Annotated in this window: 25 protein-coding genes; 8 read left to right on the plus strand and 17 right to left on the minus strand. The window is 63.4% G+C overall.

The features are described 5' to 3' along the window. Positions 1-32: 32 nt before the first annotated feature. Both gnd and ABIB99_RS14870 read right to left on the minus strand, forming a co-directional pair. Positions 33-1,031: a phosphogluconate dehydrogenase (NAD(+)-dependent, decarboxylating) gene (gene gnd / locus ABIB99_RS14865; RefSeq protein ID WP_354176349.1), complete on the minus strand. Its 999-nt coding sequence runs from the start codon at positions 1,029-1,031 to the stop codon at positions 33-35. Between the two features lie 11 nt (positions 1,032-1,042). Beyond that, positions 1,043-3,892: a bifunctional transaldolase/phosoglucose isomerase gene (locus tag ABIB99_RS14870; RefSeq protein ID WP_354176351.1), complete on the minus strand. Its 2,850-nt coding sequence runs from the start codon at positions 3,890-3,892 to the stop codon at positions 1,043-1,045. Between the two features lie 304 nt (positions 3,893-4,196). On the opposite strand from ABIB99_RS14870, the gene ABIB99_RS14875 reads away from it, so the two are divergent. From ABIB99_RS14875 to ABIB99_RS14890, 4 genes are all read left to right on the plus strand, one after another. Continuing rightward, positions 4,197-4,916 (plus strand): STM3941 family protein, encoded by a 720-nt coding sequence (locus tag ABIB99_RS14875; protein WP_354176352.1) that lies wholly within the window; start codon positions 4,197-4,199, stop codon positions 4,914-4,916. A gap of 242 nt (positions 4,917-5,158) precedes the next feature. Continuing rightward, complete coding sequence (locus ABIB99_RS14880) at positions 5,159-7,102, plus strand: PrkA family serine protein kinase (protein ID WP_063981411.1); 1,944 nt, start codon at positions 5,159-5,161, stop codon at positions 7,100-7,102. A 28-nt stretch (positions 7,103-7,130) separates the two neighbouring features. Then, positions 7,131-8,408: a YeaH/YhbH family protein gene (locus ABIB99_RS14885; RefSeq protein ID WP_208089552.1), complete on the plus strand. Its 1,278-nt coding sequence runs from the start codon at positions 7,131-7,133 to the stop codon at positions 8,406-8,408. After that, positions 8,405-9,940, plus strand: coding sequence for a SpoVR family protein (locus ABIB99_RS14890; RefSeq protein WP_028147051.1), 1,536 nt, complete (start codon positions 8,405-8,407; stop codon positions 9,938-9,940). Before ABIB99_RS14885 ends, ABIB99_RS14890 begins: the two co-directional genes overlap by 4 nt. A gap of 230 nt (positions 9,941-10,170) precedes the next feature. Here the strand turns inward: ABIB99_RS14890 and ABIB99_RS14895 are convergent, their stop codons facing one another. The 5 genes from ABIB99_RS14895 to ABIB99_RS14915 form a co-directional block, all read right to left on the minus strand. Beyond that, on the minus strand, positions 10,171-10,611 hold the full coding sequence (locus tag ABIB99_RS14895) for a DUF1801 domain-containing protein (RefSeq protein WP_354176354.1): 441 nt from the start codon (positions 10,609-10,611) through the stop codon (positions 10,171-10,173). Between the two features lie 2 nt (positions 10,612-10,613). Further along, a complete protein-coding gene (locus ABIB99_RS14900; protein ID WP_071910157.1) occupies positions 10,614-10,832 on the minus strand; it encodes a hypothetical protein in 219 nt (72 codons plus the stop codon). Positions 10,833-10,876: 44 nt separating this feature from the next. Beyond that, a complete protein-coding gene (locus ABIB99_RS14905) occupies positions 10,877-11,308 on the minus strand; it encodes an SRPBCC family protein (protein WP_014492803.1) in 432 nt (143 codons plus the stop codon). Beyond that, positions 11,305-11,628 carry an ArsR/SmtB family transcription factor gene (locus ABIB99_RS14910; protein ID WP_028147048.1) on the minus strand — a complete coding sequence of 108 codons (324 nt, stop codon included), beginning with the start codon at positions 11,626-11,628 and terminating at the stop codon, positions 11,305-11,307. The genes ABIB99_RS14905 and ABIB99_RS14910 overlap by 4 nt, the downstream gene beginning before the upstream one ends. An 87-nt stretch (positions 11,629-11,715) precedes the next feature. Further along, a complete protein-coding gene (locus ABIB99_RS14915; protein WP_354176356.1) occupies positions 11,716-12,147 on the minus strand; it encodes a DsrE family protein in 432 nt (143 codons plus the stop codon). A 229-nt stretch (positions 12,148-12,376) separates the two neighbouring features. Here ABIB99_RS14915 and ABIB99_RS14920 point away from each other — a divergent pair, with 229 nt between their 5' ends. From ABIB99_RS14920 to ABIB99_RS14930, 3 genes are all read left to right on the plus strand, one after another. Further along, the gene (locus ABIB99_RS14920; protein ID WP_354176358.1) at positions 12,377-12,961 is read left to right on the plus strand and encodes an STM3941 family protein; all 585 of its coding nucleotides are present in this window, start codon (positions 12,377-12,379) and stop codon (positions 12,959-12,961) included. 262 nt (positions 12,962-13,223) lie between these two features. Next, positions 13,224-14,840, plus strand: coding sequence for an SUMF1/EgtB/PvdO family nonheme iron enzyme (locus ABIB99_RS14925; protein WP_354176360.1), 1,617 nt, complete (start codon positions 13,224-13,226; stop codon positions 14,838-14,840). Positions 14,841-14,857: 17 nt separating this feature from the next. Next, the gene (locus ABIB99_RS14930; RefSeq protein WP_063981418.1) at positions 14,858-15,304 is read left to right on the plus strand and encodes a DUF4399 domain-containing protein; all 447 of its coding nucleotides are present in this window, start codon (positions 14,858-14,860) and stop codon (positions 15,302-15,304) included. On the opposite strand, the gene ABIB99_RS14935 is transcribed toward ABIB99_RS14930, so the two are convergent. From ABIB99_RS14935 to pqqA, 10 genes are all read right to left on the minus strand, one after another. Beyond that, positions 15,305-16,360, minus strand: a complete 1,056-nt coding sequence (locus ABIB99_RS14935; RefSeq protein WP_063981419.1) for a 2-oxoacid:ferredoxin oxidoreductase subunit beta — start codon at positions 16,358-16,360, stop codon at positions 15,305-15,307. Then, complete coding sequence (locus tag ABIB99_RS14940; RefSeq protein ID WP_071910167.1) at positions 16,357-18,204, minus strand: 2-oxoacid:acceptor oxidoreductase subunit alpha; 1,848 nt, start codon at positions 18,202-18,204, stop codon at positions 16,357-16,359. Before ABIB99_RS14940 ends, ABIB99_RS14935 begins: the two co-directional genes overlap by 4 nt. Beyond that, entirely contained in the window at positions 18,174-19,973 is a 1,800-nt protein-coding gene (locus ABIB99_RS14945) for an FAD-dependent oxidoreductase (RefSeq protein WP_354176361.1), read from the minus strand. Before ABIB99_RS14945 ends, ABIB99_RS14940 begins: the two co-directional genes overlap by 31 nt. Before the next feature lie 235 nt (positions 19,974-20,208). Then, positions 20,209-20,886: a hypothetical protein gene (locus tag ABIB99_RS14950; protein ID WP_354176363.1), complete on the minus strand. Its 678-nt coding sequence runs from the start codon at positions 20,884-20,886 to the stop codon at positions 20,209-20,211. A gap of 143 nt (positions 20,887-21,029) precedes the next feature. Next, positions 21,030-22,016: a prolyl aminopeptidase gene (pip, locus tag ABIB99_RS14955; RefSeq protein ID WP_166102366.1), complete on the minus strand. Its 987-nt coding sequence runs from the start codon at positions 22,014-22,016 to the stop codon at positions 21,030-21,032. Beyond that, entirely contained in the window at positions 22,006-23,199 is a 1,194-nt protein-coding gene (gene pqqE, locus ABIB99_RS14960; RefSeq protein ID WP_354176364.1) for a pyrroloquinoline quinone biosynthesis protein PqqE, read from the minus strand. The genes pip and pqqE overlap by 11 nt, the downstream gene beginning before the upstream one ends. Next, positions 23,196-23,507, minus strand: coding sequence for a pyrroloquinoline quinone biosynthesis peptide chaperone PqqD (pqqD, locus tag ABIB99_RS14965; protein WP_028147039.1), 312 nt, complete (start codon positions 23,505-23,507; stop codon positions 23,196-23,198). The genes pqqE and pqqD overlap by 4 nt, the downstream gene beginning before the upstream one ends. A gap of 12 nt (positions 23,508-23,519) precedes the next feature. Beyond that, positions 23,520-24,275 carry a pyrroloquinoline-quinone synthase PqqC gene (pqqC, locus tag ABIB99_RS14970; protein WP_175618535.1) on the minus strand — a complete coding sequence of 252 codons (756 nt, stop codon included), beginning with the start codon at positions 24,273-24,275 and terminating at the stop codon, positions 23,520-23,522. 20 nt (positions 24,276-24,295) lie between these two features. Continuing rightward, entirely contained in the window at positions 24,296-25,225 is a 930-nt protein-coding gene (gene pqqB, locus ABIB99_RS14975) for a pyrroloquinoline quinone biosynthesis protein PqqB (RefSeq protein ID WP_354176365.1), read from the minus strand. Positions 25,226-25,349: 124 nt separating this feature from the next. Next, positions 25,350-25,430 (minus strand): pyrroloquinoline quinone precursor peptide PqqA, encoded by an 81-nt coding sequence (gene pqqA, locus ABIB99_RS14980; protein ID WP_007595659.1) that lies wholly within the window; start codon positions 25,428-25,430, stop codon positions 25,350-25,352. Between the two features lie 249 nt (positions 25,431-25,679). On the opposite strand from pqqA, the gene ABIB99_RS14985 reads away from it, so the two are divergent. Next, positions 25,680-25,937 (plus strand): DUF6894 family protein, encoded by a 258-nt coding sequence (locus ABIB99_RS14985; RefSeq protein WP_063981427.1) that lies wholly within the window; start codon positions 25,680-25,682, stop codon positions 25,935-25,937. Positions 25,938-26,021: the final 84 nt, after the last annotated feature.

The raw sequence follows: 26,021 nt of genomic DNA on the forward strand, positions 1-26,021 counted from the left end.
GGCCTTCGCTCTGTTACTTGTTACTTCGGCTCTTATTTGGGTTTCGAAGCGCCCGGCTGCTTCGGCTCCTTGTGACCGCCGAAGCCCGCGCGCATTGCGGAGAGAATTTTTTCGGCGAAGGTGTGTTCCTTGCGGGAACGGAAACGTGTGTAGAGGGCCGCGGTCAAAACTTCGGCCGGCACGGCCTCGTCGATTGCCGCATTCACGGTCCAGCGGCCTTCGCCGGAATCCTCGACGAAGCCGGAATATTCCGCCAATGCAGGGCTGTCGGCGAGCGCCGTCGAGGTGAGGTCGAGCAGCCAGGACGGGATCACGCTGCCGCGCCGCCACACCTCGGCGATGTCGGCGAGGTCGAAATCGTAGCGATGATCAGCCGGCAAGGCCTCGATGTTGGCATTCTTGAGGATGTCGAAACCTTCGGCATAGGCCTGCATCAGGCCGTATTCGATGCCGTTGTGGATCATCTTGACAAAATGGCCGGCGCCCACGGGACCTGCATGGATGTAGCCCTGCACGATGCGGGCATCGCGCCCCTCACGTCCCTCCGTGCGCGGAATGTCGCCGGCGCCGGGCGCGAGCGCGGCGAAGATCGGATCGAGCCGGTCGACCACCTGCTTCTCGCCGCCGATCATCATGCAATAGCCGCGGTCGAGCCCCCAGACTCCGCCGGAGGTGCCGACGTCGACATAATGGATGCCGCGCTCCTTCAGCGCCTTGCCGCGGCGGACGTCGTCCTGCCAGAACGTGTTGCCGCCGTCGATGATGACGTCGCCTTCCTGCATCACGCCCGCGATGGTGTCGATCGTCGTCTCGGTGATGTGGCCGGCCGGCAGCATCACCCAGGCTGTGCGCGGCCGCTCCAGTTTGGCGACGAACTCTTCCAGCGTCGCCGAGCCCTGCGCGCCGTCTGCGGCGAGACCCGCGACGGCCTTGGCGTCCTTGTCGTAGACCACGGTCGTATGACCATGGCGCATCAGGCGGCGAACGATGTTGCCGCCCATCCGGCCGAGGCCGATCATGCCGAGTTGCATCGAGATATTCCTTAATTCAGCGCATCGTTAAGCGCGGCGTTGAGCGCCGCGAGGCCTTTCTTGAGCCCGCCCTTGAGGTGGACCCTGAGCGCGCGCCGGCCGCGCTCGGTGAGCACGTCGAAGTCGCCGCGCGCCTGCGCGGCCTTGATCACGCCGAAGCTCGCCTTCTGGCCCGGCACCGACAAGTCCTTGGCATCGTCGGCCGTGATCTGGAGAAACACGCCGCTGTCGGGCCCGCCCTTGTAGGCCTGCCCGGTCGAATGCAGGAAGCGCGGCCCGAACTCGGCGCAGGTCGCGACGTGACGCTTCTCGCGCACTTCGAGACGCATCGTCTGGAGTGCGTCGATCGTCGCCTTGTCGCGCGCGATGTAGCCGAGCAGGGCGACATAGTCGCCACGGCCCGAGCGGGAGAGATGCGCTTTCAGCCACGAGGTGAGGTCGCCGTTGGCGCCGGCGGCGCGCAGCGCCGTGGCGTTGGCCTCGTCGGTGTAGAGATCGGCCTCGTCGGTGCTGACCACCGGCTGTTCGGCCGGCAATGCGCCGGTCCTCTCGAACGACGCGGTGAGCTCGCGGGTCTTGATCTTGGCCGCTTCCACGTCCGGCTGGTCGAACGGGTTGATGCCGAGGATGCTGCCGGCGACCGCCGTCGCCATCTCGAAGCGGAAGAACTCCTGACCGAGATGGTCGATCGATTTCATCACGATGCGCACGACGGGATGGCCGGCGGCTTCGACCGCGGCAAGCTTGGAGTCATGCGCTGGGTCCGCTTCGCCTTCGGTGCGAATGTCGATGAAGAAGCGGTCGTTGCCGTAGAGCGCGGGCTCGCCGAGCGGTTCGCCGGCGATCGGGATCAGGCCCTTGCCTTCCTTGCCGGTCGATTCCGCGATCAGCTGTTCGGCCCAGGCGCCGAAATCGGCGATCTTCTTCGACGACAGGATCGTCACCTTGTCGCGCCCTTCGAGGCCAGCGAGGCCCATGGCAAGGCCGAGCTGGACGCCCGGGTTCTCACCTGGCGGCACGTCGGGTCCGCAGGAGCGGGCCATGGAGAGCGCGTGCTTGATCAGCGTCTTGACGTCGATGCCCGCGGTCGCCGCCGGCACCAGGCCGAACGGCGAGAGCACCGAATAGCGGCCGCCGATCGAGGGTTCGCCATGGAAGATGCGGGCGTAGTTGAGGCTCTTCGCCGCCTTCTCCAGCGACGAGCCGGGATCGGTCACCGCGATGAAGCGATGGCCGGTCTTCACTTTCGGCCCGACCGCCTGTGCGACGCGTTCGTGGAAATAATCCTTCATCGCGTTCGGCTCGGTGGTCCCGCCGGACTTGCTGGACACGATGAACACGGTGTTGGCGATGTCGATCCTGGCCTCCATTGCCCGGACCTGTGCCGGATCGGTGGAATCCAGCACGTGCAATTTCGGGAAGCCGGACTTCCGCGCAAACGTCTCGGCCAGCACCTCGGGGCCAAGGCTCGATCCGCCCATGCCGAGCACGACGGCATCGGAGAACTTTTGGCCCTTCACGCGGCTCGCATAGTCCTCGTAGTCGGCGACGTCGGCCTTCGCCGCGCTGTCGAGCCAGCCGAGCCATTTGTCCTCGTCGGTGCCGGTCCAGACCGATTTGTCGCGCTGCCACAGCCTGCGGATCTTTGCCGAGGCGCGCCATTCCTCGGTGCTCTTGGCCACCGCCTTGCCGAGGCCGTCGCCGAGCGAGAGAAGCTGGTGGTCGATCGCAGGCCCGAGCACGGTCGCCCGCTTGTGGGCGACGGCGCCATAGAGCTTGTCGGCGGCATCGGCGAACTGCTTGACGCCGTCCTTGACGAGCTCCTCGGTGATCGCCTCGAGCGAAACGCCGGAGCGCTCCAGTTCTTCCAGCACGCGGCGGGCGTCGTCGACGTTCTCTTCCAGGCTGTCGCGCGGCTTGCCGTGGTCGCGGAACGCGTCGAGCGTCGCCGGCGGCACGGTATTGATGGTGTCGGGACCGATCAGCTCCTCGACATAGAGCACGTCGCTGTAGTCCTTGTTCTTGGTGCCGGTAGAGGCCCACAGCATCCGCTGCGGCTTGGCGCCCTTGGCAGCGAGCTTGTCCCAGCGCGAGCCGGAAAACAGGCGCTTGTAATCCTGGTAGGCGACCTTGGCGTTGGCGATCGCGACCTTGCCCTTCAGCGCGGCGAGCCGCTCCTTCTCGGATGGATCGTTGGCGCGGGCGATCTTCTCGTCGAGCTGCTTGTCGACGACCGAGTCGATGCGGCTGACGAAGAAGCTCGCGACGCTCGCCACGTGCGACGGGTCGCCGCCGCCGGCGACGTATTTTTCCAGACCGGCGAGATAGGCCTCGGCGACCTGGAGGTAGACGTCCCTGGCGAACAACAGCGTGATGTTGATGCTGATGCCGTCGCCGATCAGCGTCTCGATCGCCGGCAGGCCCTCCGGCGTCGCCGGCACCTTCACCATCAGGTTCTTGCGGTCGACATCCTTCCAGAGCCGCCGCGCCTCGGCGACCGTGCCGGCGGTGTCCATCGCCAGATAGGGCGAAACTTCCAGGCTGACATAGCCGTCGCCGGCCCTCAGGCGGTCATAGACCGGGCGGAGCACGTCCGCGGCGTTCTGGATGTCCTCGATCGCGACGGCCTCGAACAGGTCGGCCACGGTCCGGTCGCCGCGCTTCAGCGCCTTGCCGATCGGGGCGTCATACTCGTCCGAACTGCCAATCGCCTTCTCGAAGATCGACGGGTTAGAGGTGACGCCCTTGACGCCGTCGGTGTCGATCAGCCGCTTCAGGTCGCCCTTGGCGATGAAGCCACGGGCCAGGAAGTCCAGCCAGACGGCTTGTCCGTGCTTTTCCAGTTCTTTGACAGGATTCATGATGTTTATTTATCTCCAAGCCTGCGGGCGAGGGGTTTCCGCGCCGGTCCTGACGCGCTATCCTCTAGCCTACATGCTCCCGGGAGGGAACCAATCAAGGGGATAGGCGTCTTACCCTCCAGTGTAACTCCGTCGCGATCATGGCGATCCAGGCGGAAGTAGCTGTATTGCGTAAAAAGTCGTCGGCCGGAGCAATGGCCAAGGGCTCGTTTCGCAACGTAGCCGCTTCGTCTCGTCAGCCCAGTCTGCGCGGAGTGTCATCAGCGGATTACGGTCCGCCTGATAGATCGTCGCTCGGCCGCGAATGGCCATGCTGGGGAAAAGCATGCACGCACATCATGACCGCCTGACGCTCGCTGTTGCCGACAGCCCGCAATCGGTCGCGCCAGCCGCATGCATCGATGCGACCCACGATCTCGAAATCAGTCCATGTACGACCCAGCTGCGGCTGCTGGTCGCGGCGGGTTTCGCATTGACCCTGTTCAGCGCGACCCTTGCCTTCGACTGGTGGGACGGTCTGGGCGACTACGATACGACGGTCGGCTATGCCGGCGTCGTGCTGTTCGGCCTGGTGACCGGCCGGCTGATCTGGCTGCTGCCCGCCGAGCGGGGACCGGTGGTGATCGTCACCCCCTATGGCATCCGCGACCTCCGCATCGGCAACGAATTTCTGCTGTGGGACTCGATTGCGGAGATTTCGGCTGAGGAAGGCCGCGGCCACAAGGCGATCGTGCTGACGCTGACGCCGGCCTTGCAGCGGCAGCTCTGCACCATCAGCACCTTGGCGACCCGTGCGGAGAATGAACGGCAGAATGAACGGATTGTCATCCGCTCCGAGGGTTTGGCGACCGATTTTGATACACTGCTGCGCGCTTGCCGCGATTGTCATGCTGCGAGCGCTGCGCGCACCGCATTGCAGCAGGAAGATGAACGCGGCACGCAAGGCTTCGCCGTACAAGCGTCACAAGATTGCCGCTCGCAGATCGCTCCATGTTGCAGTGCCGGATGGGCTCATCCCCGGTAATGCCCGGATGTTGCGACCAAGTGACATTTTCTGGAAATGAGCGAAGATAGATACAGATTCGCACAAATTACAGGCATGTGCCTGTTCGTAACTCAACGAGTGCCTACGTTGTGCGTTGCGTCGTGTTGGCACCAGGGTGTCCAATGATCGTCATGTGCTCACGCTGATTCGAAATGGCCTGAGGAACGGTCCGGTAACTGCTTTCGTTTCAGCTTGTGGCGGAACTCACGCGGAGAGGGATCATGTATAACGATTCTCTATTCAACGCTTTCGCTAAGTCGTTCGAGGCGAGAAGCCAACACGACATGTCGATGGCGGAATATCTGGAATCGTGTCGAAGCGATCCCATGAAATACGCGAACGCGGCCGAACGACTGCTAGCAGCGATCGGTGAGCCTCAGACGATTGACACGGCCAAGGACCCACGCCTTGGCCGTATTTTTTTGAACCGCACCATCCGGACCTATCCGGCCTTCGCCGGCTTCTACGGCATGGAAGAAACCATCGAGCGCATCGTCGGTTTCTTCCGTCACGCGGCGCAGGGCCTGGAGGAGCGCAAGCAGATCCTCTATCTGCTCGGCCCCGTCGGCGGCGGCAAATCCTCGCTCGCCGAGCGGCTCAAGTCGCTGATGGAAGTGCAGCCGATCTACGTGCTCAAAGCCGGCGATGAATTGAGCCCGGTGTTTGAAAGCCCGCTCAGCCTGTTTGATCCCGATCATCTCGGACCGATGCTGGAAGAGAAGTACGGCATTCCGCGCCGTCGCCTCACCGGCCTGATGAGCCCGTGGTGCTACAAGCGGCTGGAAGCCTTCGGCGGTGACATTTCTCAGTTCAGAGTCGCAAAAATCCAGCCGTCGCGGCTGCGCCAGATCGCGGTCTCCAAGACCGAGCCTGGTGACGAGAACAACCAGGACATCTCCTCGCTGGTCGGCAAGGTCGATATCCGCAAGCTCGAGACCTACGCGCAGAACGATCCCGACGCCTACAGCTATTCGGGCGGCCTCAACCGCGCCAACCAGGGCATCCTTGAATTCGTCGAGATGTTCAAGGCGCCGATCAAGATGCTGCACCCGCTGCTCACCGCAACGCAGGAGGGCAACTACATCGGCACCGAGAATATCGGCGCGATCCCCTTCACCGGCGTGATCCTCGCGCACTCGAACGAAGCCGAGTGGTCGAGCTTCAAGGCCAACAAGAACAACGAGGCCTTCATCGACCGCATCTGCGTGATCAAGGTGCCGTACTGCCTCCGGGCCACCGAAGAGCAGAAGATCTACGAAAAGCTGATCCAGGGTTCGGAGCTGGCGGCCGCGCCGTGCGCACCCTCGACCCTGGAGACGCTGGCGCGGTTCTCGGTGATGTCGCGTCTGCGCAAGCACGAGAACTCCACGCTGTTCGGCAAGATGCGGGTCTATGACGGCGAGAGCCTGAAGGAATCCGATCCGAAGGCACGGAGCGTCCAGGAATATCGCGATGCCGCCGGCGTCGACGAAGGCATGGACGGCGTCTCCACCCGATTTGCCTTCAAGATCCTGGCTGCGACCTTCAACCACGATCCGCAGGAAGTCGCCGCCGACGCCGTGCATCTGATGTACGCGCTGGAGCAGTCGATCCGCCGCGAGCAGCTCCCCGAGGAAGTCGAGAAGCGCTATCTCGAATTCATCAAGGCGGACCTGGCGCCGCGCTACGCCGAGTTCATCGGCAACGAGATCCAGAAGGCCTATCTCGAATCCTACTCGGATTACGGCCAGAATCTGTTCGACCGCTACGTCGACTACGCCGATGCCTGGATCGAGGATCAGGACTTCAAGGATGCCGACACCGGCCAGCTGCTCGATCGCGAGCTTTTGAACCAGGAACTGACCAAAATCGAGAAGCCGGCGGGTATCGCCAACCCGAAGGACTTCCGCAACGAGGTGGTCAAATTCTCGTTACGGTCGCGGGCCCAGAACGGAGGCAAGAATCCGACCTGGATTTCCTACGAGAAGATTCGCGACGTGATCGAAAAGCGGATATTCTCGCAGGTCGAGGACCTGCTTCCGGTCATCTCCTTCGGGTCGAAGAAGGACGGCGAGACGGAGAAGAAGCACGGCGAGTTCGTCGCACGCATGGTGGAGCGCGGCTACACCGAGCGTCAGGTTCGCCGGCTCGTCGAATGGTACATGCGTGTGAAGCAGGCCGGTTGAGGCGGATGGAGCGGATGGAAAAGTGCCCATTCACATTATTGACAGGCGCCTGAATCCAGGCGGCAAGAGTCTTGAGAACCGGCAGCGGTTCTTGCGTCGGGCCAAATCCCTGGTGCAGGGCGCCGTCAAGAAGACCTCGCAGGAACGCGACATCAAGGACGTCCTGGAGGGTGGTGAGGTCACGATACCGCTCGACGGCATGCACGAGCCGCGTTTCCGCCGTGAAGGCGGAACGCGCGACATGGTGTTGCCCGGGAACAAGAAGTTCATCGAGGGCGATTACCTCCAGCGATCCGGCCAGGGCAGCGCCAAGGATTCCGGTCCCGGCGAAGGCGACAGCGAGGACGCGTTCCGCTTCGTCCTCTCCCGCGACGAGTTCGTGGATCTGTTCCTCGACGACCTCGAGCTGCCGGATCTTGCCAAGCGCAAGATCGCGCAGACCGAGAGCGAGGGCATCCAGCGCGCCGGCTACACCACGTCCGGCTCGCCCGCCAACATCTCGGTCAGCCGGACGGTGAAGCTCGCGCTGGCGCGCCGCATCGCGCTCAAGCGTCCCCGCAAGGAGGAGATCGAGGAGCTGGAAGCTGCGATCGCGGCATGCACCGACGAGGACGAGCGTGTGGTGCTGCTCGCCGAGCTCGAAAGGCTGAAGGCGAGGACGAAGCGCATTCCCTTCGTCGATCCGCTCGATATCCGCTACCGCCGCTACGAGAAGGTGCCGCGGCCGGTCGCGCAGGCGGTGATGTTCTGCCTGATGGACGTCTCCGGCTCGATGTCCGAGCACATGAAGGATCTCGCCAAGCGTTTCTACATGCTGCTCTACGTGTTCCTGAAGCGGCGCTACAAGCATGTCGAGATCGTCTTCATCCGCCACACCGACCGCGCCGAGGAGGTCGACGAGCAGACCTTCTTCTACGGTCCGGCCTCGGGCGGCACGCTGGTCTCCAGCGCGCTCCACGCCATGCATGAGATCGTGCGCGAGCGCTTCAACCCGGCGGACTGGAACATCTACGCAGCGCAGGCCTCCGACGGCGACAATTCCTATTCCGACGGCGAACTCACGGGCATGCTGCTGACCGACAAGATCCTGCCGGTCTGCCAGTTCTTTGCCTATCTCGAGGTCGGGGAGTCCGGCGGCAGCGCCTTCGATCTCTCCGACTCCTCGCTCTGGACCCTCTACGACCGCCTGCGCAACAGCGGCGCACCGCTCTCGATGCGCAAGGTCAGCGAGCGCAGCGAGATCTTCCCGGTGTTCCACGATCTGTTCCAGCGCCGCGAAACTTCCCAGGAGAAAGCCGCTCCATGACGGAACGCTTGTTCGAAGGCGCCGATTGGGATTTCCACACCTTGCAGCGCATCACCGATGCCTGCGAGGAGGTGGCGACGAAGGATCTCGGGCTCGACGTCTATCCGAACCAGATCGAGGTCATCACCGCCGAGCAGATGCTGGATGCCTACTCGTCGGTCGGCATGCCGCTGTTCTACAAGCACTGGTCGTTCGGCAAGCACTTCGCGTTCCACGAGGCCTCGTACCGCAAGGGCCTGATGGGGCTCGCCTATGAGATCGTGATCAACTCCTCGCCCTGCATCTCCTATCTGATGGAGGAGAACACGGCGACGATGCAGACGCTGGTGATCGCCCACGCCGCCTTCGGCCACAACCACTTCTTCAAGAACAACTATCTGTTCAAGCAGTGGACCGACGCCGACGGCATTCTGGACTATCTCGACTTTGCCAAGAACTACGTGATGACCTGCGAGGAGCGCTACGGCCGCGTCGAGGTCGAGCGCACCCTGGATGCCGCGCATGCGCTGATGTCGCACGGCATCGACCGCTATCCCGGCAAGAAGAAGCTGGATCTGCGCGCCGAGGAGAAGCGGGCAGGGCGCCGCCGTCAGCACGAGGAGGAGGTCTTCAACGACCTCTGGCGCACCGTGCCGAAGGGGGCGTCGAAGACCCGCTCCGCGCTCAGCATCGAACGCCGCCGCAAGCTGCTCGGCCTGCCGCAGGAAAACCTGCTCTACTTCCTGGAGAAGAGCGCGCCGCGGCTGGCGCCCTGGCAGCGCGAGCTTTTGCGCATCGTCCGCCACATCGCGCAATATTTCTATCCGCAGAGCCAGACCAAGGTGATGAACGAGGGGACGGCGACCTACGTCCACTATCGCATCATGACCAAGCTGCATCAGCAAGGCCGCATCTCCGACGGCAATTTCCTCGAATTCCTGCAGTCGCACACCAACGTGGTGTTCCAGCCCGAATTCGACGATCCGCGCTTCTCCGGCTTCAATCCCTATGCGCTCGGCTTTGCCGTGATGCAGGACATCGAGCGCATCGTCACCAGGCCGGAAGACGAGGACCGCGAGTGGTTCCCCGACATTGCCGGCAAGAACGACGTGATGGGCGTGCTGCGCGACGTCTGGGCCAACTACCGCGATGAAAGCTTCATCGCGCAGTTCCTGAGCCCGAAGCTGATGCGGCACTTCCGCATGTTCCACTTGCACGACGATCCCGAGGAGCGCGCCGGCATCCGGGTCGATGCCATCCACGACGATCGCGGCTTCCGCCGGGTGCGGCGCGAGCTGGCGCGGCAGCATGACGTCGGCTTCATCGACGCCAATATCGAAGTGGTCGACGTCGATCTCTCCGGCGACCGCCGGCTGATCCTGCATCACCACGTCATCAAGGGCTCGCAGCTCAACGAGACCGACGCCAAGCGCGTGCTCCAGCACCTCGCCGATCTCTGGACTTACGACGTCTCACTGATCGAGGTCGATGCCAACGACAAGGTCCTGCGCGAATATGTCGTAAGCCCGCGCCCGATCCCGGCGGCGGCCTGAGACGGCTGGTAGCTGCTGGAACATCGACGTGGCGGTAGCTCGCCCGCGGCCCATCCTTCGAGGCGCCCGCCTCTGGCGGGCCCTCAGGATGAGGACGGAGTGTGCGGGAGCTATGTCGACAGACAGCGCTTCTGCTTAGCCTCATCCTGAGGAGACCGCGGAGCGGTCGTCTCGAAGGACGAGGCGCTTGCTCTGGCCGTCACCAAGAATTTGCATCGACTTGACGTGGTCTAAGTCGATCGCTTCTTCGCCGGCTTCTTCTTGGACGCGTTCAGCTCCACCCCCGCGCGAATGAGCGCCTTCAACGCCTTCTCGTTGATCTTTTCGCCTTCGCGAATGTCGATCGCGCGGCGCACGTTTCCCTCGAGGCTGGAATTGAACAGGCCGGCCGGGTCATCCAGCGCCGCGCCCTTGGCGAAAGTCAGCTTCACGACGGCCTTGTAGGTCTCGCCGGTGCAGATGATGCCGTCGTGCTCCCACACGGGAACGCCGCGCCATTTCCATTCCTCGACGACGTCAGGATCGGCCTCCTTGATCAGGCCGCGGATTCGCCCCAGCATCTCGCCGCGCCAGTCGCCGAGCTCCTTGATCCTGCCGTCGATCATCCTGGAGGGCGAAGCGCCGTCCGTCTTCGTCGCGCTGCCTGTCTTCGCGGTCACAGCCTTCTTCATGATCACGCCTCTTGCCGCGCGCCGCTGCGGCGGCTGACATAGGGCAGCGCGAACATGTAGAGCCCGGTCGCGAGCAACGGAATCAGCGGGACGAATGCCAGCAGCCCGATCCACGTGGCCTGGATTTGCAGCGTCAGGGCAACAATGTTCGCGATCACGGCGAGCGTGAAAGCGATGGACAGCCAGCGATGGATTTGTCGAACCCACATATTCCCGGTCAATGAAACCTCCTCTTGAGATGATCGAATAAAGGCCGGCGACGGACCTAGTCAGCCCGCGCCAGCACCTCGTCCAGCTTGGCGAAAAACTGCTTCCAGCCGGCATGCGCGCCGCCATAGGCCTGCTTCTGCGTCGGGCTGAAGCCCGCCTGCTCGACGCGCAAATGCGTGCCCGCGTTCGTCGGTGTCAGCGTGAAGGTCACCACGCTTTTCAGATCGAACGCCGCGTCCTCATGCGAGAAATTCCAGGTATAGGCGAGCGCGCGCTGCGGCTCGATGGTGAGGACCTCGCAGTCCAGCACGCCGCCCCATTCGCCGCGAAGATTGAAGCGATGACCGACGACCGGCTTGAAGTCGTTCTTCATCAGCCATTCCTCGATCAGATGCGGCTGCGTCAGCGCGCGCCAGATCCGCTCGGCCGGAAAGGCAAATTCGCGCTCGATCACCACGGAGCGCATCTCGGCGGCAGCTTCGGTCATTGGTCCATCCTCTTCAGGAGATCGTCGAGAGCATCGAGCCGGTTCTGCCAGAAGCCGGCCATCTGGCCAGTCCAGTCGATCAGCGGATTGAGCGCGCCGGGCTGCGCGCTGTAATGGGTCTGGCGTCCTGCATGGCGGTCGCGCACCAGCCCGGCCTGCTTCAGCGCGCCGAGATGTTTTGAGACCGCCGGCTGGGAAACGCCTGACGTCGCCGTCAGTGCCCCGACCGTCTGCTCGCCCTCCCGGCACAGCCGCTCGAAGATCGCCCTCCGGGTCGGATCGGCGAGCGTCCTGAACAGAAGATCGTGCGCGGCGGACATGTGAAATCCATAACCTATAAGTTATGGATTAACTCATAACCGTAGAGTTATGGATAAGTCAAGCCCGAGAATGGAAGGCTTCGACGCCTAGGGCCGCAGGTAGAGATAACCCTGCGACTGGAGCTCGGCCAAGCGGACCATGCCGCCCTTCTCCGCGCTGACGAAGCCCGGCAGCAAACCTGTCAGCGTGACGTTCTGCGCCTTCATGGTGTTGACGCACGCCGCGAGCTCGATATCGTCCCTGGAGAAATCGCCGACGCGCTTGCCGACGTCGGGGTTGGTCTGTGCCCGGTGAAACGCCTTCAGCGCCGGCCCGTGAATCACCAGCGCGATTGTGACGTGTTGGGGACCGCCGACACCGTCAATGTGGTTCTGGATGTTGCCGAGCACGAAGTTGACCTTCTCGGCGTCGCTGAGGTGATAGACGACCTTGAGCTTGTTGGCCGTGCCGGCTTCCGTCGCGGCCTTCGCGCTGGAGCCGCCAAGCGCCGCGCCCAGGGCCGAGACGGCGCTCCACAAGATGCTCCGGCGGTTTTCATGATCGCACCGGGCGCGTGAACCATTGACGGCCGCATCGGAGGGGGGTGAGAGCCGACTGGCGGTTAGTCGCAAGCCGAACGCCGCGCGTTCAAGTGCCGATGCCTTGCATTCCCGTGGGCAGCCTCGCGCAAGGTTCCAGTCCTAATAACTCGGGAGAAGGGGCGTTCGTAAACCCAGGGTTGCTGCAAAAGGCTGGTGGCGGTCGAACATGTCCGTAGGTCAGAACTTGCCCAACATTACGATCGGCTATTCCCGGGGACGGCTGCTGATGTTTTTCGGCGCCGGTCTGCTGCTGACGCTGCTCTGCGCTGCGCTCGCATTCATGTGGCAGCAAGGCAAGAACATCACCACGTTCGAGGTCGCCGCCTGCTATGTCGGTGCGGTGTTTTTCGGCCTCGCCACCTTCAGGATGCTCTGGAGGTTGATCTCGGCCAGGTCGCCGGTCGTCTTCATCAGCCGTGTCGGCATTCGCGACCTCAGACTCGCCGACGAGACCATCGCCTGGAGCTCCGTGCGGAAGATACAGATCTGGGAGCAGCGCCTGCAGAAGTTCGTGGTGCTCAAGCTCGATCCCCTTGTCGCCGGGCGATTCTCCGGGGGCTTCCTGAGGCGTGCCCTGTCGCTGATGAACAAGACGCTTGGCGCTGACAGCGTGATCGTCAATGCGGGCGGCCTGACCATGGACGTCAAGACATTGCTCGAGACCTGCAAGCAATATTGGGGCGCCGGACGACCGGCCCCTTCGGACCACTCCGTGCCGGAGCCTGAACCGGCGCCCGAGGCTGTCAGCTGAAGCGGGCGAGGAATCGCCAGCATCGGGTAAGATGCCGCGCATCGCAGCGGCGGTCGAAGCAGGCATAGCCTGCGTTGCCGGGTGGTCGCGCGAGCCTTAGTCCGCTGTCGGTCCGAGAAGGTTCAATCCTTGCGGCGATTCCGCCCGGGAACTCGGTGCCGCTGATTTCTACGAGATTGTCGCGGATCATCAATGTGATAGTCTTCACAGACAGCTGAAATTCGATGTCGTAAGCTCACCCGCGTTTGTGGAGTTCCCCGCAATGGGCGAGATTCGTAACTTCAGATCCGGAAATCATGACGAGCCGCCTCCACACGGCTCGATGCCTCGTCGTCTCGCCGCAATCATCGTCGGTGACATCGCTTCCTACAGCCGCTTGATGCAGGCCGACGAGGAAGGCACGCATGTTCGCGTCAAGCGGATCGAGCGGGATCTCATCGAGCCCAGCATCGTCGAACACCATGGAACGTTGGTGAAGACGACGGGAGACGGCTTCATCGCGATCTTCGACAGTCCCGTCGAGGCCGTTCGCTGCAGCATCGTCATCCAGCAGAATCTCGTCGGGCGCAACGCTTCGCTTCCGAAGGACTCCCGGATCGAATATCGGATTGGCGTCAATCTCGGTGACGTCATCGTGGAGCCGGACGACGTCTACGGCGACGGCGTCAACATCGCCACGCGCATCGAGGGTATCGCCGAGCCCGGTCAGGTCTACATCTCCGGCGCGATCTACGAGCAGATCAAACACAAGGTGGTGTGCGGCTATGAGTCGCTCGGCGACCGCAAGGTCAAGAACATCACCGATCCGGTGCGTGTCTATCGCGTGCTGCCGGACGCAGATGCGGTCGGGAGGACGCGAGGCCGGCGCGAGAATACCCTGATCTTCCTTCTGGGCATCACGCTCCTCGTGATCGCTTCCGGTGTGTTGTGGTATCTGCTGGCGCAGCCGTCGGGCAGGGTGAACCAGCAGGCCGCCGCGCCGACTGCGGCTCCGGTCGCATCACCGAGCCCGCAACCTGCACCGCGAGAAGCCGCGACACAAACGCCGCAGCCGTCTCCTTCATTGGCGGCATCATCTCCATCACCCGCTCCGGCGCCAAGTGCTTCAGCGTCAAGTGCTCCGGCGCCAAGTGCTTCCGCGCCAAGTGCTTCGACGTCAAGTGCTTCGGCGTCAAGTCCAGCACCAAGCCCATCGGCCACGTCGCTCCGCGAACCCGAGATGATCGCCATTCGCGGCGGCAGCTTCGCGATGGGAAGCAATGACGACCCGACCGAACGTCCCGTCCACCAGGTCACGGTCAAGCCGTTCTCGATCGGCAAATTTCCGGTGACCGTGCAGGAATGGAACGAATGCGCGGCTGCAAAGGCGTGCGGCTTCACCGCCATTGGCAAGGACGATGCGCCGATCACCAATGTGAGCTGGACCGACGCGCAGCAATATGCGGCCTGGCTCGCGCGGACCACAAAGAAGTCGTATCGGCTTCCGAGCGAAGCCGAATGGGAATACGCCGCGCGCGGCGGGACGCAGACGAAATATTGGTGGGGCGACAAGCTCCAGCCGGGCATGGCGGGATGCAAGGATTGCGGTGACCTCGCGGCCGAGCAGCCGGCGAAGGTCGGCAGCTTCAAGCCGAACCCGTTCGGCCTCCACGACATGGGTGGCGGTGTCGATCAGTGGGTCGAGGACTGCTGGCGCAGGACCTATCAGGGCGCACCCGGTGACGGCTCGGCATGGACCGGCGGGGACTGCTCGTCGCATGTCCTGCGCTCGGGTTCATGGAAGAACGATTCGAGATATGTGAGGCCGTCCAACCGCGATGGCTACGATACCAATGTTCGTTATCCGACGCATGGATTTCGCGTTGCGCTAAGTCCTTAAGTGGTGGAGTCATTTCGATGCAGATCATTCGTTGCGCCGCCTTGGCGGCGGCGCTCGCATTGCTTCCAGGCGTCGCCTATCCGCAGGGCAAGACCGCTCCCAAGGATGCCAAGCTTTATTTCATCACCCCGCGTGACGGGCAGAAGGTTCGGGGCGGGTTCTGGGTCCGGTTCGGCTTGCGCAATATGGGCGTGACGCACGCCGGCGACGAGTACCAGAACGCCGGCCATCATCATTTGCTGGTCGACGTCAACGATCCCATCGATCCCAAGGAGCCGATCCCGCAGGACAAGTCGCATCTGCACTTCGGGGCGGGGCAGACCGAAACCCTGCTCGAACTTCCACCCGGGATGCACACGCTGCAGCTGGTGCTGGGCGACGCGAAGCACTATCCGTTCGAGCCGCCTGTCGTATCGGAGAAGATCACCATACGTGTCAGGCAGCCGGTCGAGCGCGGTCGATGATCACCGCAGGCTGGCGTTGAACTTGTCCAGCGCAGCCGAGCCCGGGCACAGCGTGTCCGCCTCCAGCGTATTGAGCGGCGTCTCGACCGTGTTGAGATGCGTGTGCAGGTCTTCCGCATCGGGATCGACGTAGAGCAGACCGGTGACGATCTGGCCCTTGGCGGCGTGCTTCTGGAGGAAGGTCTGGGCGCCGAGGCGGTCGTGCGGGTCGTAATCCGCGTCGATCTTGCGCAGCGCGATCTTGCTGCCGTCGTGCTGCTCGACCACCTGCACCGTTCCCGGCGCATACTCGACGGCGATGGGATCGCGGCCGACCAGCACGTCGAGCCGGTTCACGGCGTCATTGTGCTCCCGCACATAGTCGAAGCTCTTGGTCGATCCGGCGTGGTTGTTGAAGGCGATGCAGGGGCTGATGACGTCGATGAAGGATGCGCCCTTGTGGCCGATCGCGGCGGCGATCAGCGGCACCAGCTGGCTCTTGTCGCCGGAGAACGAGCGCGCGACGAAGGTGGCCCCTAGCTGCAGCGCGATCGCGACGAGGTCGATCGCGTTGTCGGTGTTGGTCACGCCTTTCTTGGACTTCGAGCCGCGGTCGGCGGTCGCCGAGAACTGGCCCTTGGTCAGGCCGTAGACGCCGTTGTTCTCGACGATATAGGTCATGTTGACGCCGCGCCGGATCGAATGCGCGAACTGGCCGAAGCCGATCGAGGCGGAATCGCCGTCGCCGGAGACGCCGAGATAGATCAAATCGCGGTTGGCGAGGTTGGCGCCGGTCAAGACCGACGGCATGCGGCCGTGCACGGAGTTGAAGCCGTGCGAGTTGCCGAGGAAATAGTCCGGCGTCTTCGACGAGCACCCGATGCCCGAAATCTTCGCGACCCGATGCGGTTCGATCGAGAGCTCGTAGCAGGCTTCGATGATCGAGGCCGTGATCGAGTCGTGGCCGCAGCCGGCGCACAGGGTCGAGATCTTGCCCTCGTAGTCGCGGTGCGTGTAGCCGAGCTCGTTCTTCTTGAGGCCCGGATGATGGAACTTCGGCTTGGCAATATAGGTCATGACACGGCCTTGCGGAGCGGGGTCACCTTGAGGTGATCCTGGTGGTCGCCAATGGCTTTTGCGATGTAGCGGGCGGTGATCGGGGTGCCGTCATAATGCACGATCGGCACGAGGCGCACCGGGTCGATGCCGTTCTCGTTGACGATGAGCTGGCGGAGCTGGGCGTCGCGGTTCTGCTCGACCACGTAGACGAAGTCGTGCTCGGCGAGGAAGCTCGCCACGCTCGAGTGGAACGGGAAAGCGCGGATGCGCAGGCGGTCGAGCTGATGCCCGCGCGCCTCCAGCAGGCCGATCGCCTCGTCCATCGCGGGCGAGGTCGAGCCGAAATAGATCACGCCATATTTGGTCGGTCGTTCCGCGTTGGCCTGGAGCGGGCGCGGGACCAGGTCCTGCGCGGTCTCGAACTTGCGCACCAGACGCTGCATGTTGTCGGCATAGACCGAGCCTTCCTCGGAGTAGCGTGCATAGCGATCGCGCGAGGTGCCGCGGGTGAAATAGGAGCCCTTGGTCGGATGCGTGCCGGGATAGGTGCGGTAGGGAATGCCATCGCCGTCGACGTCGAGATAGCGGCCGAAGTCGCGGCCTTCCTCCAGCATCTCCGTGGTCATCACCTTGCCGCGGTCATACTGTTTCGCGTCGTCCCACTTCAGCGGGCGGCAAAGACGGTGGTTCATCCCGATGTCGAGGTCGAGCATCAGGAAGATCGTGGTCTGGAGCCGTTCGGCAAGATCGAATGCGGCCGCCGCGAACTCGAAGGCCTCAGCCGGATCTTCCGGGAACAGCAGCACGTGCTTGGTGTCGCCATGCGAGGCATAGGCGCAGGCAATGATGTCGCATTGCTGGGTGCGGGTCGGCATGCCGGTCGAGGGACCGGCGCGCTGGATGTTCATGATCACGGCCGGGATCTCTGCGAAATAGGAGAGGCCGATGAATTCGGTCATCAAGGAGATGCCCGGGCCGGAGGTCGCGGTGAAGGCGCGGGCGCCGTTCCAGGAGGCGCCGATGACGATACCGATCGAAGCCAGCTCGTCCTCGCCCTGGACGATGGCGTATTTCGCCTTGCCGGTCTCAGGATCATGCCGGTACTTCTTGCAGTGGGCGGTGAAAGCCTCCGCCACCGACGAGGACGGCGTGATCGGATACCAGGCGCACACGGTGGCGCCGCCATAGACCGCACCGAGCGCGGCGGCGCTGTTGCCCTCGATGAAGATGCGGTCGCCGACCTTGTCGGTTTTCTTCACCCGCAGCCCGATCGGGCATTTCAAATTCTGCAGCGCCCAGTCGCGGCCGAGATGCAGCGCATGGACGTTGGAGGAGAGCAGCTTCTCCTTGCCCTTGTACTGCTCGCCGATCAGCTGCTCGATCAGCTTCGGGTCCATGTCGAGCAGCGCCGAGAGGCTGCCCAGATAGATGATGTTCTTGAACAGCTGGCGCTGGCGCGGATCGGTGTAGGTCGAGTTTGTGATCGCGGTGAGCGGCACCCCGATCACGGTGATGTCATCGCGGAATTTGGTCGACGGCATCGGCTTGGTGGAATCGTAGAACAGATAGCCGCCGGGCTCGATGCCGGCGATGTCCTTGTCCCAGGTCTGCGGGTTCATCGCCACCATCATGTCGACGCCGCCACGGGCGCCGAGATGGCCGTCTTCCGTCACCCGCACCTCGTACCAGGTCGGCAGGCCCTGGATGTTGGAGGGGAAGATGTTGCGGGGGGAGACCGGAACGCCGTGACGCAGGATCGCGCGCGCGAACATCTCGTTGGCGCTGGCCGAGCCCGAGCCGTTGACGTTGGCGAAGCGGACGACGAAGTCGTTTACGCTGCTGAGCGGCTTTTTGTCGGACATGTCGAACCTGCGTAAGTCATCTCGATGAAATATTTCTGCATGTCCCAGGCTCCGGTGGGACAACGCTCGGCGCACAGCCCGCAATGCAGGCAGACGTCCTCGTCCTTGACCATCACGCGCCCGGTCTTGAGGTCGCTGGAGACGTAGAGGTCCTGGTCCGGATGCGGCGATGGCGCCTTCAGGCGATGGCGTAGGTCGCTTTCCTCGCCATTATCAGTGAAGGTGATGCAGTCCATCGGGCAGATGTCGACGCAGGCGTCGCACTCGATGCAGAGCGAGGTCGAGAACACGGTCTGGACGTCGCAGTTCAGGCAACGCTCGGCTTCGCCCAGCGCCAGCTTGACGTCATAGCCGAGCTCGACCTCGGTGCGGATGTCCTTCAGCGCAATCACCTTGTCGCGATGCGGAACCTTGAAGCGCTTGTCGTTGGAGATGTCGTTGTCATAGCTCCATTCGTGGATGCCCATCTTCTGCGAGGAGATTTGCACCTCCGGCAGCGGCCGTTCGGTGATGTCATCGCCCGAGAGCATCTTGTGGATCGACAGCGCGGCGTCGTGGCCCTGCGCCACGGCCCAGATGATGTTCTTCGGGCCGAACGCGGCGTCACCACCGAAGAACACTTTCGGATTGGTCGAGACGAAGGTCTTCGGATCGACCTTGGGCATGTGCCATTTGTCGAACTCAATGCCGCAATCCTGCTCGATCCAGGGGAAGGCGTTCTCCTGGCCGACCGCGACCAGCACGTCGTCGCAGGGAATGGTCTGATCGGGGTCGCCCGAAGGCACCAGATTGCGGCGGCCTTTGGCGTCGTATTCGGCTTTGACGTGCTGGAAGGTGACGCCGATGAGTTTGCCGGCGACATGCTTGAATGCCACCGGCACCATGTAGTTGAGGATCGGGATGTCCTCGTGGATCGCGTCTTCCTTCTCCCAAGGCGAGGCCTTCATCTCCTCGAAGCCGGAGCGCACAATGACCTTCACGTCTGCGCCGCCGAGACGGCGCGCGGTGCGGCAGCAATCCATCGCGGTGTTGCCGCCGCCGAGCACGATCACGCGCTTGCCGATCTTGTCGGTGTGGCCGAACGACACCGAGGACAGCCAGTCGATGCCGATATGGATGTTGGCGGCAGCTTCTTTCCGGCCGGGAACATCGAGCTCGCGTCCGCGCGGTGCGCCGGAGCCGACGAAGATCGCGTCGTATTTCTCCGCGAGCAGCGCCTTCATGCTCTCGATGCGATGACCGCCTTTGAACTCGACGCCGAGACCCAGGATGTAGCCGGTCTCCTCGTCGATGACCGAATTGGGCAGGCGGAATTTCGGGATTTGCGTGCGCATCATCCCGCCGGCCTCGGGATCGCCGTCGAACACGGTGCAGTGATAGCCGAGCGGGGCAAGATCGCGCGCCACCGTCAGCGAGGCGGGGCCGCCGCCGACGAACGCAACGCGCTTGCCGTTCTTAGGCGAGGGGCGCGGCAGGCGCTGCCTGATGTCGTCCTTGAAATCAGCGGCGACGCGTTTGAGGCGGCAGATCGCTACCGGCGTTTCCTCGACGCGTCCGCGACGGCACGCCGGCTCGCATGGACGATCGCAGGTGCGTCCCAGAATGCCGGGAAACACGTTCGATTTCCAATTGATCATGTAGGCGTCGCTGTAGCGGCCTTGTGCGATCAGTCGGATGTATTCGGGAACCGGGGTGTGTGCAGGACAGGCCCACTGGCAATCGACCACTTTGTGAAAGTAGTCGGGGGCCGCGATGTCGGTCGGTTTCATTCCTACCCTGTCCGCACAGGCCCAAAGACCCCGCGGCCTTTTCTTGAGCTTGGCGAACGCTAATGCGCGTCGATCTGGTTTATGAATGGCGTCATTGGGTTAGCTTATTAGAACCGTTCCGAAGTACAACGGCAAATTTACGCGATCACCTGCTTTCATAGGTGCTGCGCGCGCCCAGCATTAACGGCCGCACGCAAGGTGCGTGCGGTGCAATATGTTGCGTTGCGGATGGCCGCTAGCCGGGCGCGATATCGCTCTTCGCGAGATCCCACATCAGGCTGTAAGTGCCGACGGAGACGGGAAGCGGGAAGGGCGATGCGGCGGGGCCGGTGAAGCGTTCGGCAATGACGGCGGAGACCGCGCCGACATGCGTGCCGTCGATCAGCACGAACCAGTCGCGCGCGCCCTCATTGCGCACCGCTGGAATGTCTGCGGTCGCACCCGACAATTCCGGCTCGCTTTCGAGCAGATGCATCGAGATGATGCCCTCGCGCTCCCCGGGCGTCAGCTTTTCGTGCAGTGCATCACGCCATGTCCCGGCATTGTCGGCGCTCGGCCGCAGCCGCACCACGCCGAGTGCTGCGCCGCGACCGGTGCCCTTGCTGATGGTGATGCGCGCGACCACGCGCAGCATGTTCTTGAAATGCGCCATGGTCCGCCGCGACCATTCGGTCTGGTTGGCGAGGCGGGCCCGGTAGGCGGGACTGTCGAGCACGTCGAGCGTCGCGGTCGAGTACAGCGAGAGATATTTGGGATTGGCGGCATGCGCGACATAGCGCCGCGCCTCCAGGAAACCCTCGATCGCGACGCGCTCTTCCAGATGCTCGCGATCGTACCAGCGGTTGAAATCGGCCTCATCTGGAACGTCGATGTTCATCGACGTCAGCAGCATGCCTTGCCCGGCGAGCGGCATTGTTCTTGTCCTTCCCATTCAGACCCTCATGGCGAGGAGCCACGAAGTGGCGTCGCGAACCATGAAGGCCCCGGTGCTAGATCCGGGCCTTATCCTTCGAGACGCGCTCCTTTTGGAGCGCTCCTCAGGATGAGGAGATGGATCTAGCGCGCGGCTTTCGACGCGAGATCGGCGATCGACTTCATGACTGCGTCCCGCACGCCGGCATCATAGAGCGAATGTCCGGCTTCTTCCACGATCCGAATCTCGGAACCCGGCCAAACTTTCGCAAGCCGCTCGGATGTCTCAGGAGGGCACAACAGATCGTAGCGGCCCTGCACGATGATGCCGGGAATGCCGGCGAGCTTGCCCGCATTCCGCAACAGCTGGTTGTCCGTCATGAAGCTGTCGTGGACGAAATAATGCGCCTCCATGAACGGCGTCGCAGGCAGCGTGCGCCACACGTTCAGCGATGCGAGGTCCAGCCGCGTCTTGGCCGCCTTGTGCTCAGACAGGACGCGCTCGGTGTCGTGCCAGGCCCGCGCGGCGGGACCATGCACGGCCGGATCGGCATCGAGGATGCGGCGCCAATAGGCGTCCACCGGGTGTGCGCGCTCATCGGGCGGCAGCACGCTCAGAAAATCCTCGAAGAGCGCCGGATAGAATTGTGACAGGCGCGATGTGAAAGCGGTTTCGACCTCGGCGCGGGTGCCCAGGAAGGTTGCGCGGAGCGCAATGCCGGAGACACGCTCGGGATGCGCCTCGGAATAAGCCAATGCCAGCGTCGCACCCCAGGAGCCGCCGACCACCATCCAGCGGTCGAAGCCAAATTTCTCGCGGATCTTCTCCATGTCCGCGATCAGATGCGCCGTCGTGTTGTGCTCGCGCGATCCCTTGGGCCGGCTGCGACCGCAGCCGCGCTGGTCGAACAGCACCGCGCAGAAGCGCTCGGGATCGAACAGCTTGCGATGGTCGGGTTGGCAGCCGCTGCCGGGCCCGCCATGCAGATAGATGGCGGGGACGCCGTCAGCACGACCGACGCTCTCGACATAGAGCTCGTGGCCGTCGCCGACGTCGAGCATGTCGGAGGTCAGCGGCGCAAAGGGATCGGCGCGTTTGGCCGCTGCGGCCGCGTCGGCGTCAGGCATCATTCCCGGATTCCAGAGTGCCGCCGGCAAAATTGCGATAGAGGAAGCGGTTGGTCTCGCCCTCGGCCTCGCGCTCGGCCTGCTTGAAGATGGTCTCGTGCAGCGGCGACAGCGCGCAGGCCGGATCGGTGTTGGCGGCGTCGCCCGTCAACGCAAAGGCCTGGCAGCGGCAGCCGCCGAAATCGATCTCGCGGAATTCGCAGGTCTTGCACGGCTCCTTCATCCAGCCGGTGCCGCGATAGCGGTTGAAGGCGTCCGAGTTCTGCCAGATCCAGGCGATCGAATGGTTGGAGCGCACGGATTCGAACTCGAGCCCGGTGATGCTCTCGGCGGCGTGGCAGGGCAGCACCTTGCCGGCGGGCGAGATGTTGAAGAACTGGCGGCCCCAGCCGCCCATGCATTTCTTCGGCCGCAGCGCGTAATAGTCGGGCACGACGTAGTCGATGGCGAGTGTGCCCTTCAGCCGCTCGCGCGCCTCCTCGACGATGCGGGTGCATTCGTCGAGCTGCGCCACGGTCGGCATCAGCGCAGCGCGGTTCTTCAGCGCCCAGCCGTAATACTGGACATTGGCGACCTCGAGCCGGTCGGCATCCAGGTCGATCGACATCTGGATGATGTCGGGGAGCTGGTGCAGGTTCTGCCGGTGCATCACCGCGTTCACGGTGAGCGGCAGATCGAGCTCGCGGGTCCATTTCGCGACTTCGAGCTTCTTGCGATGCCCGTTCTTGTAGCCGGCGACGCGGTCGGCGATGCCTTCCTCGACACCCTGGAAGCTGATCTGCACATGGCAGAGGCCGGCGTCCGCGAGCGCGCTGAGCCGCTCGCGCGTCAGCAGCACGGCCGAGGTGATCAGATTGGTGTAGAGGCCGACGTCGCTGGCATGCTTGACCAGCTCGACGAGGTCTTTCCGCGCCGTCGGCTCGCCGCCGGAGAAATGGACCTGGAGCACGCCGATCTCGGCGAGCTCGCTCAAGACCTTCTTCCACTCCTCGGTGGTCAGCTCCTTGCCGGAGCGGTCGAGCTCGACGGGATTGGAGCAATAGGGGCATTGCAGCGGGCAGCGATGGGTGATCTCGAGCAATACGGCGAGCGGAATGCCGAACGTCTCCGCTGTCGAGCGTTGCTTCTCCAGCACCGCGAGGCTGTCGCTGATGTCGGGCGGAAGATTGCCGAGCAGGTCGCTCATGACGTCTTCTCCCGGGCCTCGGTGAGGAAGCCCTTGTCGGCGAGATCCTGGAGCATAACGATGACGTCGGCCAGGATCGCCTCGCGCGGTGCCGCGTATTTCGCGGCCAATTGATCGGCGACGTCGCCGACATTGCGCTCGCCATCGCAGAGCTGCAAGACCTCGACCGCGATCTCGTCGGGGGCCAGCACCCGTTCCGGCGCCAGGATCACCCAGACCTTGCGCGTCTCGTCATATTTCAGCTTGGCATGCCGCGGCAGCACCGGGCGGCTTGCCTCGCTGACGCTGATGTTCCGCGGCCCGGCCATTGCGCTTGTCCCTCAGCTCGCTTTGGGCACGAACGCGCCCGGCGGAATGTGGCCCTCGACATAGGCGTGCTGGAGTGCGTCCAGCTGCACCCACAGCACGTTGGTCTTGAAGATCAGCGCGTTGCAGACGGAGGCGCGCTGCTCGGGCGTCGTGGCATGCGCCTTGACATAGTCGAGCGCGAAGCCGGCATCGCGCGGCGCCTGCGCCAAGCGTCGCTTGAAGTAGCTCATGATATCGGGATTGACGAAGTCGTAGTGCTCCAGCATGCCGGAGATGCGCTCCTCGTGCAGGTTCGGCGCGAACAATTCGGTGAGCGAGGAGGCGATCGCCTCCAGCGGGCTCTTCTCGCGGCAGTAATGGACATAGGCTTCGACCGCGAAGCGCGTCGCCGGCAAGATGCCTTCGGTCGATTCCACATAGGCCGTGTCGAGACCGAGGCCTTCGGTCAGCTTCAGCCAGCGTTCGATGCCGCCCTCGCTGCCGACGTCGCCGTCATGGTCCTCGATGCGGTGGCGCCATTCCAGCCGCGTGGCGCGGTCGCGGAAGCGCGAGATCACCACGGCGTCCTTGATCGGGATCGTGCTCTGGTAATAGTAGCGGTTCAGCGCCCAGGCCTGCACCTGGCCCTTGTTGAGCTTGCCGCCGTGCAGCAGCTTATGGAACGGGTGCAGGCTGTGATAGCGCGTCGCCCCGATATGGCGCAGCGTTGCTTCAAGCTCCTCGGCCGAGTTGAGCCTGATGTCCTTGCCAACAGAGAGCGCAGTCATTCCAGTCAGTGACGCGGCATTCACAGCACGATCTCCGTTCCGTCGGCGGGTATCCGCCAGCCCGCCGCCTCGAGCGCTTTACGCTCCGGCGTATCGGGCAGCAGCGCCGGATTCGAGTTATTGATATGCAGAAACATCTTCCTGTCGAGAGTGAGGTCGGCGAGGCGCGCGATCGCGCCATCGTGACCGGACATCGCGACGTGGCCCATGCTCTTGCCAGTCTTGTGGCCGAGCCCGGCCTTGATCATCTCGTCATCCTGCCAGACCGTGCCGTCAAAGAACACCAGTGCGGCGCCGTCAATCTCGGCCTTGAGCGCGTCGGTTACCTCGGCGCAGGCGGCGATGAAGTAGAAGCACTTGCCGGTTGATTTGTCCGTGATCTTCAGACCCAACGTATCGCCGTCGCCGGTCTCGCCGCCGGGATGCGCCTTGCCCTCCAGATACCAGGCCGACTTGCCGGGCACCGCGAAGGGCAGCACCTCGAGGCCTGAGCGCGCGCCATCAGGCAGCCGTGGCTCGAACGGCTCGTGGATGGAAATCGGCTGGCGCTGTACGTTCTTCTCGTTCAGCACGTTGAAGATGTTGTTGCTCTTCAGGATCGCCAGCACCTTCTGATGCGCATAGACCGTGAAGGGCGAGCCCTCGCGCATCGACAGCAGGCCCGCGACCGCATCCACCTCGCTGTTGGTCAGGATCACGCCTGCAACAGGCGTATGGCGCAGCGCGCCGGCCTTGGGATGCAGCTGCGGCGTGGCGTTCAATTGCTGGCGAAGATCGGGGGAGGCGTTGATCAGGAACCAATGCTCGCCGTCGCCACTGAACGCGACCGAGGCCTGGGTTCTCTGAAGCTCATGGCCGTTTTCACGGGCCGCCCGGCAGCCCTCGCACCCGCAATTCCATTGCGGGACTCCGCCGCCGGCCCCGGCGCCCAGGACGACGACGCGAAGCATAATACGTCTCCTGGAGGGAACGTCGCGAGGTGGATCTCAGGCCGACACGGATGCCGACAAAGTTCGTGTCTTCCGGAAACCGATCGTGACCGAAAGATCCACCTGCGCAGAAACCACCAACCGCTTACTTGCGGGTGGCGCTCACATACATGTTGATTTCCATGCCACAGGGCACTTCGACGATCTTCGGGGCTTTCCAAGCCATTTTGGCTCTCCATTTTCACGAATTCGGACGTATCCGCCCAACGGTTAAAGTAATGCGAGCAGAAAACTTCGCTAGTGAAATCTTCCCGAGAAAGTCATGTTGCGCCGCGAAAAATGATGGTGGAACATCACTTCCCGTGATGCTGCCTTGCGCGTGGCGCATTCGGTCGCGAACCCTGTCCTGATAAAGCAGTTGTGAGTGCAGTGCAGCTTTCAATCCGGTACAGGCCTCCCAATTTGGACCCTCGTGATGCCCAGATACTTCTTCAACACCCGCATCGGCGACGAATTGATCGTGGATCCCGACGGAGAGGACCTGCGTAACCCCGATCGCGCCTGGGAGGTCGCCCGCCAGATGATCCTGGAGGTGGTGAAGTCGGAGGGTGCCCAGCCGGCGCTCATGGAGGCCGTCATCGAGGTGACCGACGACGACGGGGAGATCGTGCTCGAATTCCCCTTCACCGAGGCCCTGCTGGACATCCCGGATCAGTCCGCGACCAGGCATTGAGGCCCCAGCTCTCTCCCCCGTCATTGCGAGGAGCCCTTGCGACGAAGCAATCCAGACTGTCTCCGCGGAGGGATTCTGGATTGC

Origin of the sequence: Bradyrhizobium sp. LA6.1 (genome assembly GCF_040547805.1) — a bacterium.
Taxonomy (GTDB): domain Bacteria; phylum Pseudomonadota; class Alphaproteobacteria; order Rhizobiales; family Xanthobacteraceae; genus Bradyrhizobium; species Bradyrhizobium barranii.

Excerpts from the sequence above, each read along its gene's own strand:
- gnd (WP_354176349.1), bottom strand. The coding sequence starts at position 1,031 with ATGCAACTCGGCATGATCGGCCTCGGCCGGATGGGCGGCAACATCGTT.
- ABIB99_RS14930 (WP_063981418.1), top strand. The coding sequence starts at position 14,858 with ATGCAGATCATTCGTTGCGCCGCCTTGGCGGCGGCGCTCGCATTGCTT.
- ABIB99_RS14935 (WP_063981419.1), bottom strand. The coding sequence starts at position 16,360 with ATGACCTATATTGCCAAGCCGAAGTTCCATCATCCGGGCCTCAAGAAG.
- ABIB99_RS14870 (WP_354176351.1), bottom strand. The coding sequence starts at position 3,892 with ATGAATCCTGTCAAAGAACTGGAAAAGCACGGACAAGCCGTCTGGCTG.
- ABIB99_RS14985 (WP_063981427.1), top strand. The coding sequence starts at position 25,680 with ATGCCCAGATACTTCTTCAACACCCGCATCGGCGACGAATTGATCGTG.
- pqqE (WP_354176364.1), bottom strand. The coding sequence starts at position 23,199 with ATGAGCGACCTGCTCGGCAATCTTCCGCCCGACATCAGCGACAGCCTC.
- pqqA (WP_007595659.1), bottom strand. The coding sequence starts at position 25,430 with ATGGCTTGGAAAGCCCCGAAGATCGTCGAAGTGCCCTGTGGCATGGAA.
- ABIB99_RS14940 (WP_071910167.1), bottom strand. The coding sequence starts at position 18,204 with ATGTCCGACAAAAAGCCGCTCAGCAGCGTAAACGACTTCGTCGTCCGC.
- ABIB99_RS14895 (WP_354176354.1), bottom strand. The coding sequence starts at position 10,611 with ATGAAGAAGGCTGTGACCGCGAAGACAGGCAGCGCGACGAAGACGGAC.
- ABIB99_RS14880 (WP_063981411.1), top strand. The coding sequence starts at position 5,159 with ATGTATAACGATTCTCTATTCAACGCTTTCGCTAAGTCGTTCGAGGCG.
- ABIB99_RS14875 (WP_354176352.1), top strand. The coding sequence starts at position 4,197 with ATGGCCATGCTGGGGAAAAGCATGCACGCACATCATGACCGCCTGACG.
- pqqD (WP_028147039.1), bottom strand. The coding sequence starts at position 23,507 with ATGGCCGGGCCGCGGAACATCAGCGTCAGCGAGGCAAGCCGCCCGGTG.
- pqqC (WP_175618535.1), bottom strand. The coding sequence starts at position 24,275 with ATGACTGCGCTCTCTGTTGGCAAGGACATCAGGCTCAACTCGGCCGAG.
- pqqB (WP_354176365.1), bottom strand. The coding sequence starts at position 25,225 with ATGCTTCGCGTCGTCGTCCTGGGCGCCGGGGCCGGCGGCGGAGTCCCG.
- ABIB99_RS14950 (WP_354176363.1), bottom strand. The coding sequence starts at position 20,886 with ATGCCGCTCGCCGGGCAAGGCATGCTGCTGACGTCGATGAACATCGAC.
- ABIB99_RS14890 (WP_028147051.1), top strand. The coding sequence starts at position 8,405 with ATGACGGAACGCTTGTTCGAAGGCGCCGATTGGGATTTCCACACCTTG.
- pip (WP_166102366.1), bottom strand. The coding sequence starts at position 22,016 with ATGATGCCTGACGCCGACGCGGCCGCAGCGGCCAAACGCGCCGATCCC.
- ABIB99_RS14905 (WP_014492803.1), bottom strand. The coding sequence starts at position 11,308 with ATGACCGAAGCTGCCGCCGAGATGCGCTCCGTGGTGATCGAGCGCGAA.
- ABIB99_RS14910 (WP_028147048.1), bottom strand. The coding sequence starts at position 11,628 with ATGTCCGCCGCGCACGATCTTCTGTTCAGGACGCTCGCCGATCCGACC.
- ABIB99_RS14945 (WP_354176361.1), bottom strand. The coding sequence starts at position 19,973 with ATGAAACCGACCGACATCGCGGCCCCCGACTACTTTCACAAAGTGGTC.
- ABIB99_RS14925 (WP_354176360.1), top strand. The coding sequence starts at position 13,224 with ATGGGCGAGATTCGTAACTTCAGATCCGGAAATCATGACGAGCCGCCT.
- ABIB99_RS14920 (WP_354176358.1), top strand. The coding sequence starts at position 12,377 with ATGTCCGTAGGTCAGAACTTGCCCAACATTACGATCGGCTATTCCCGG.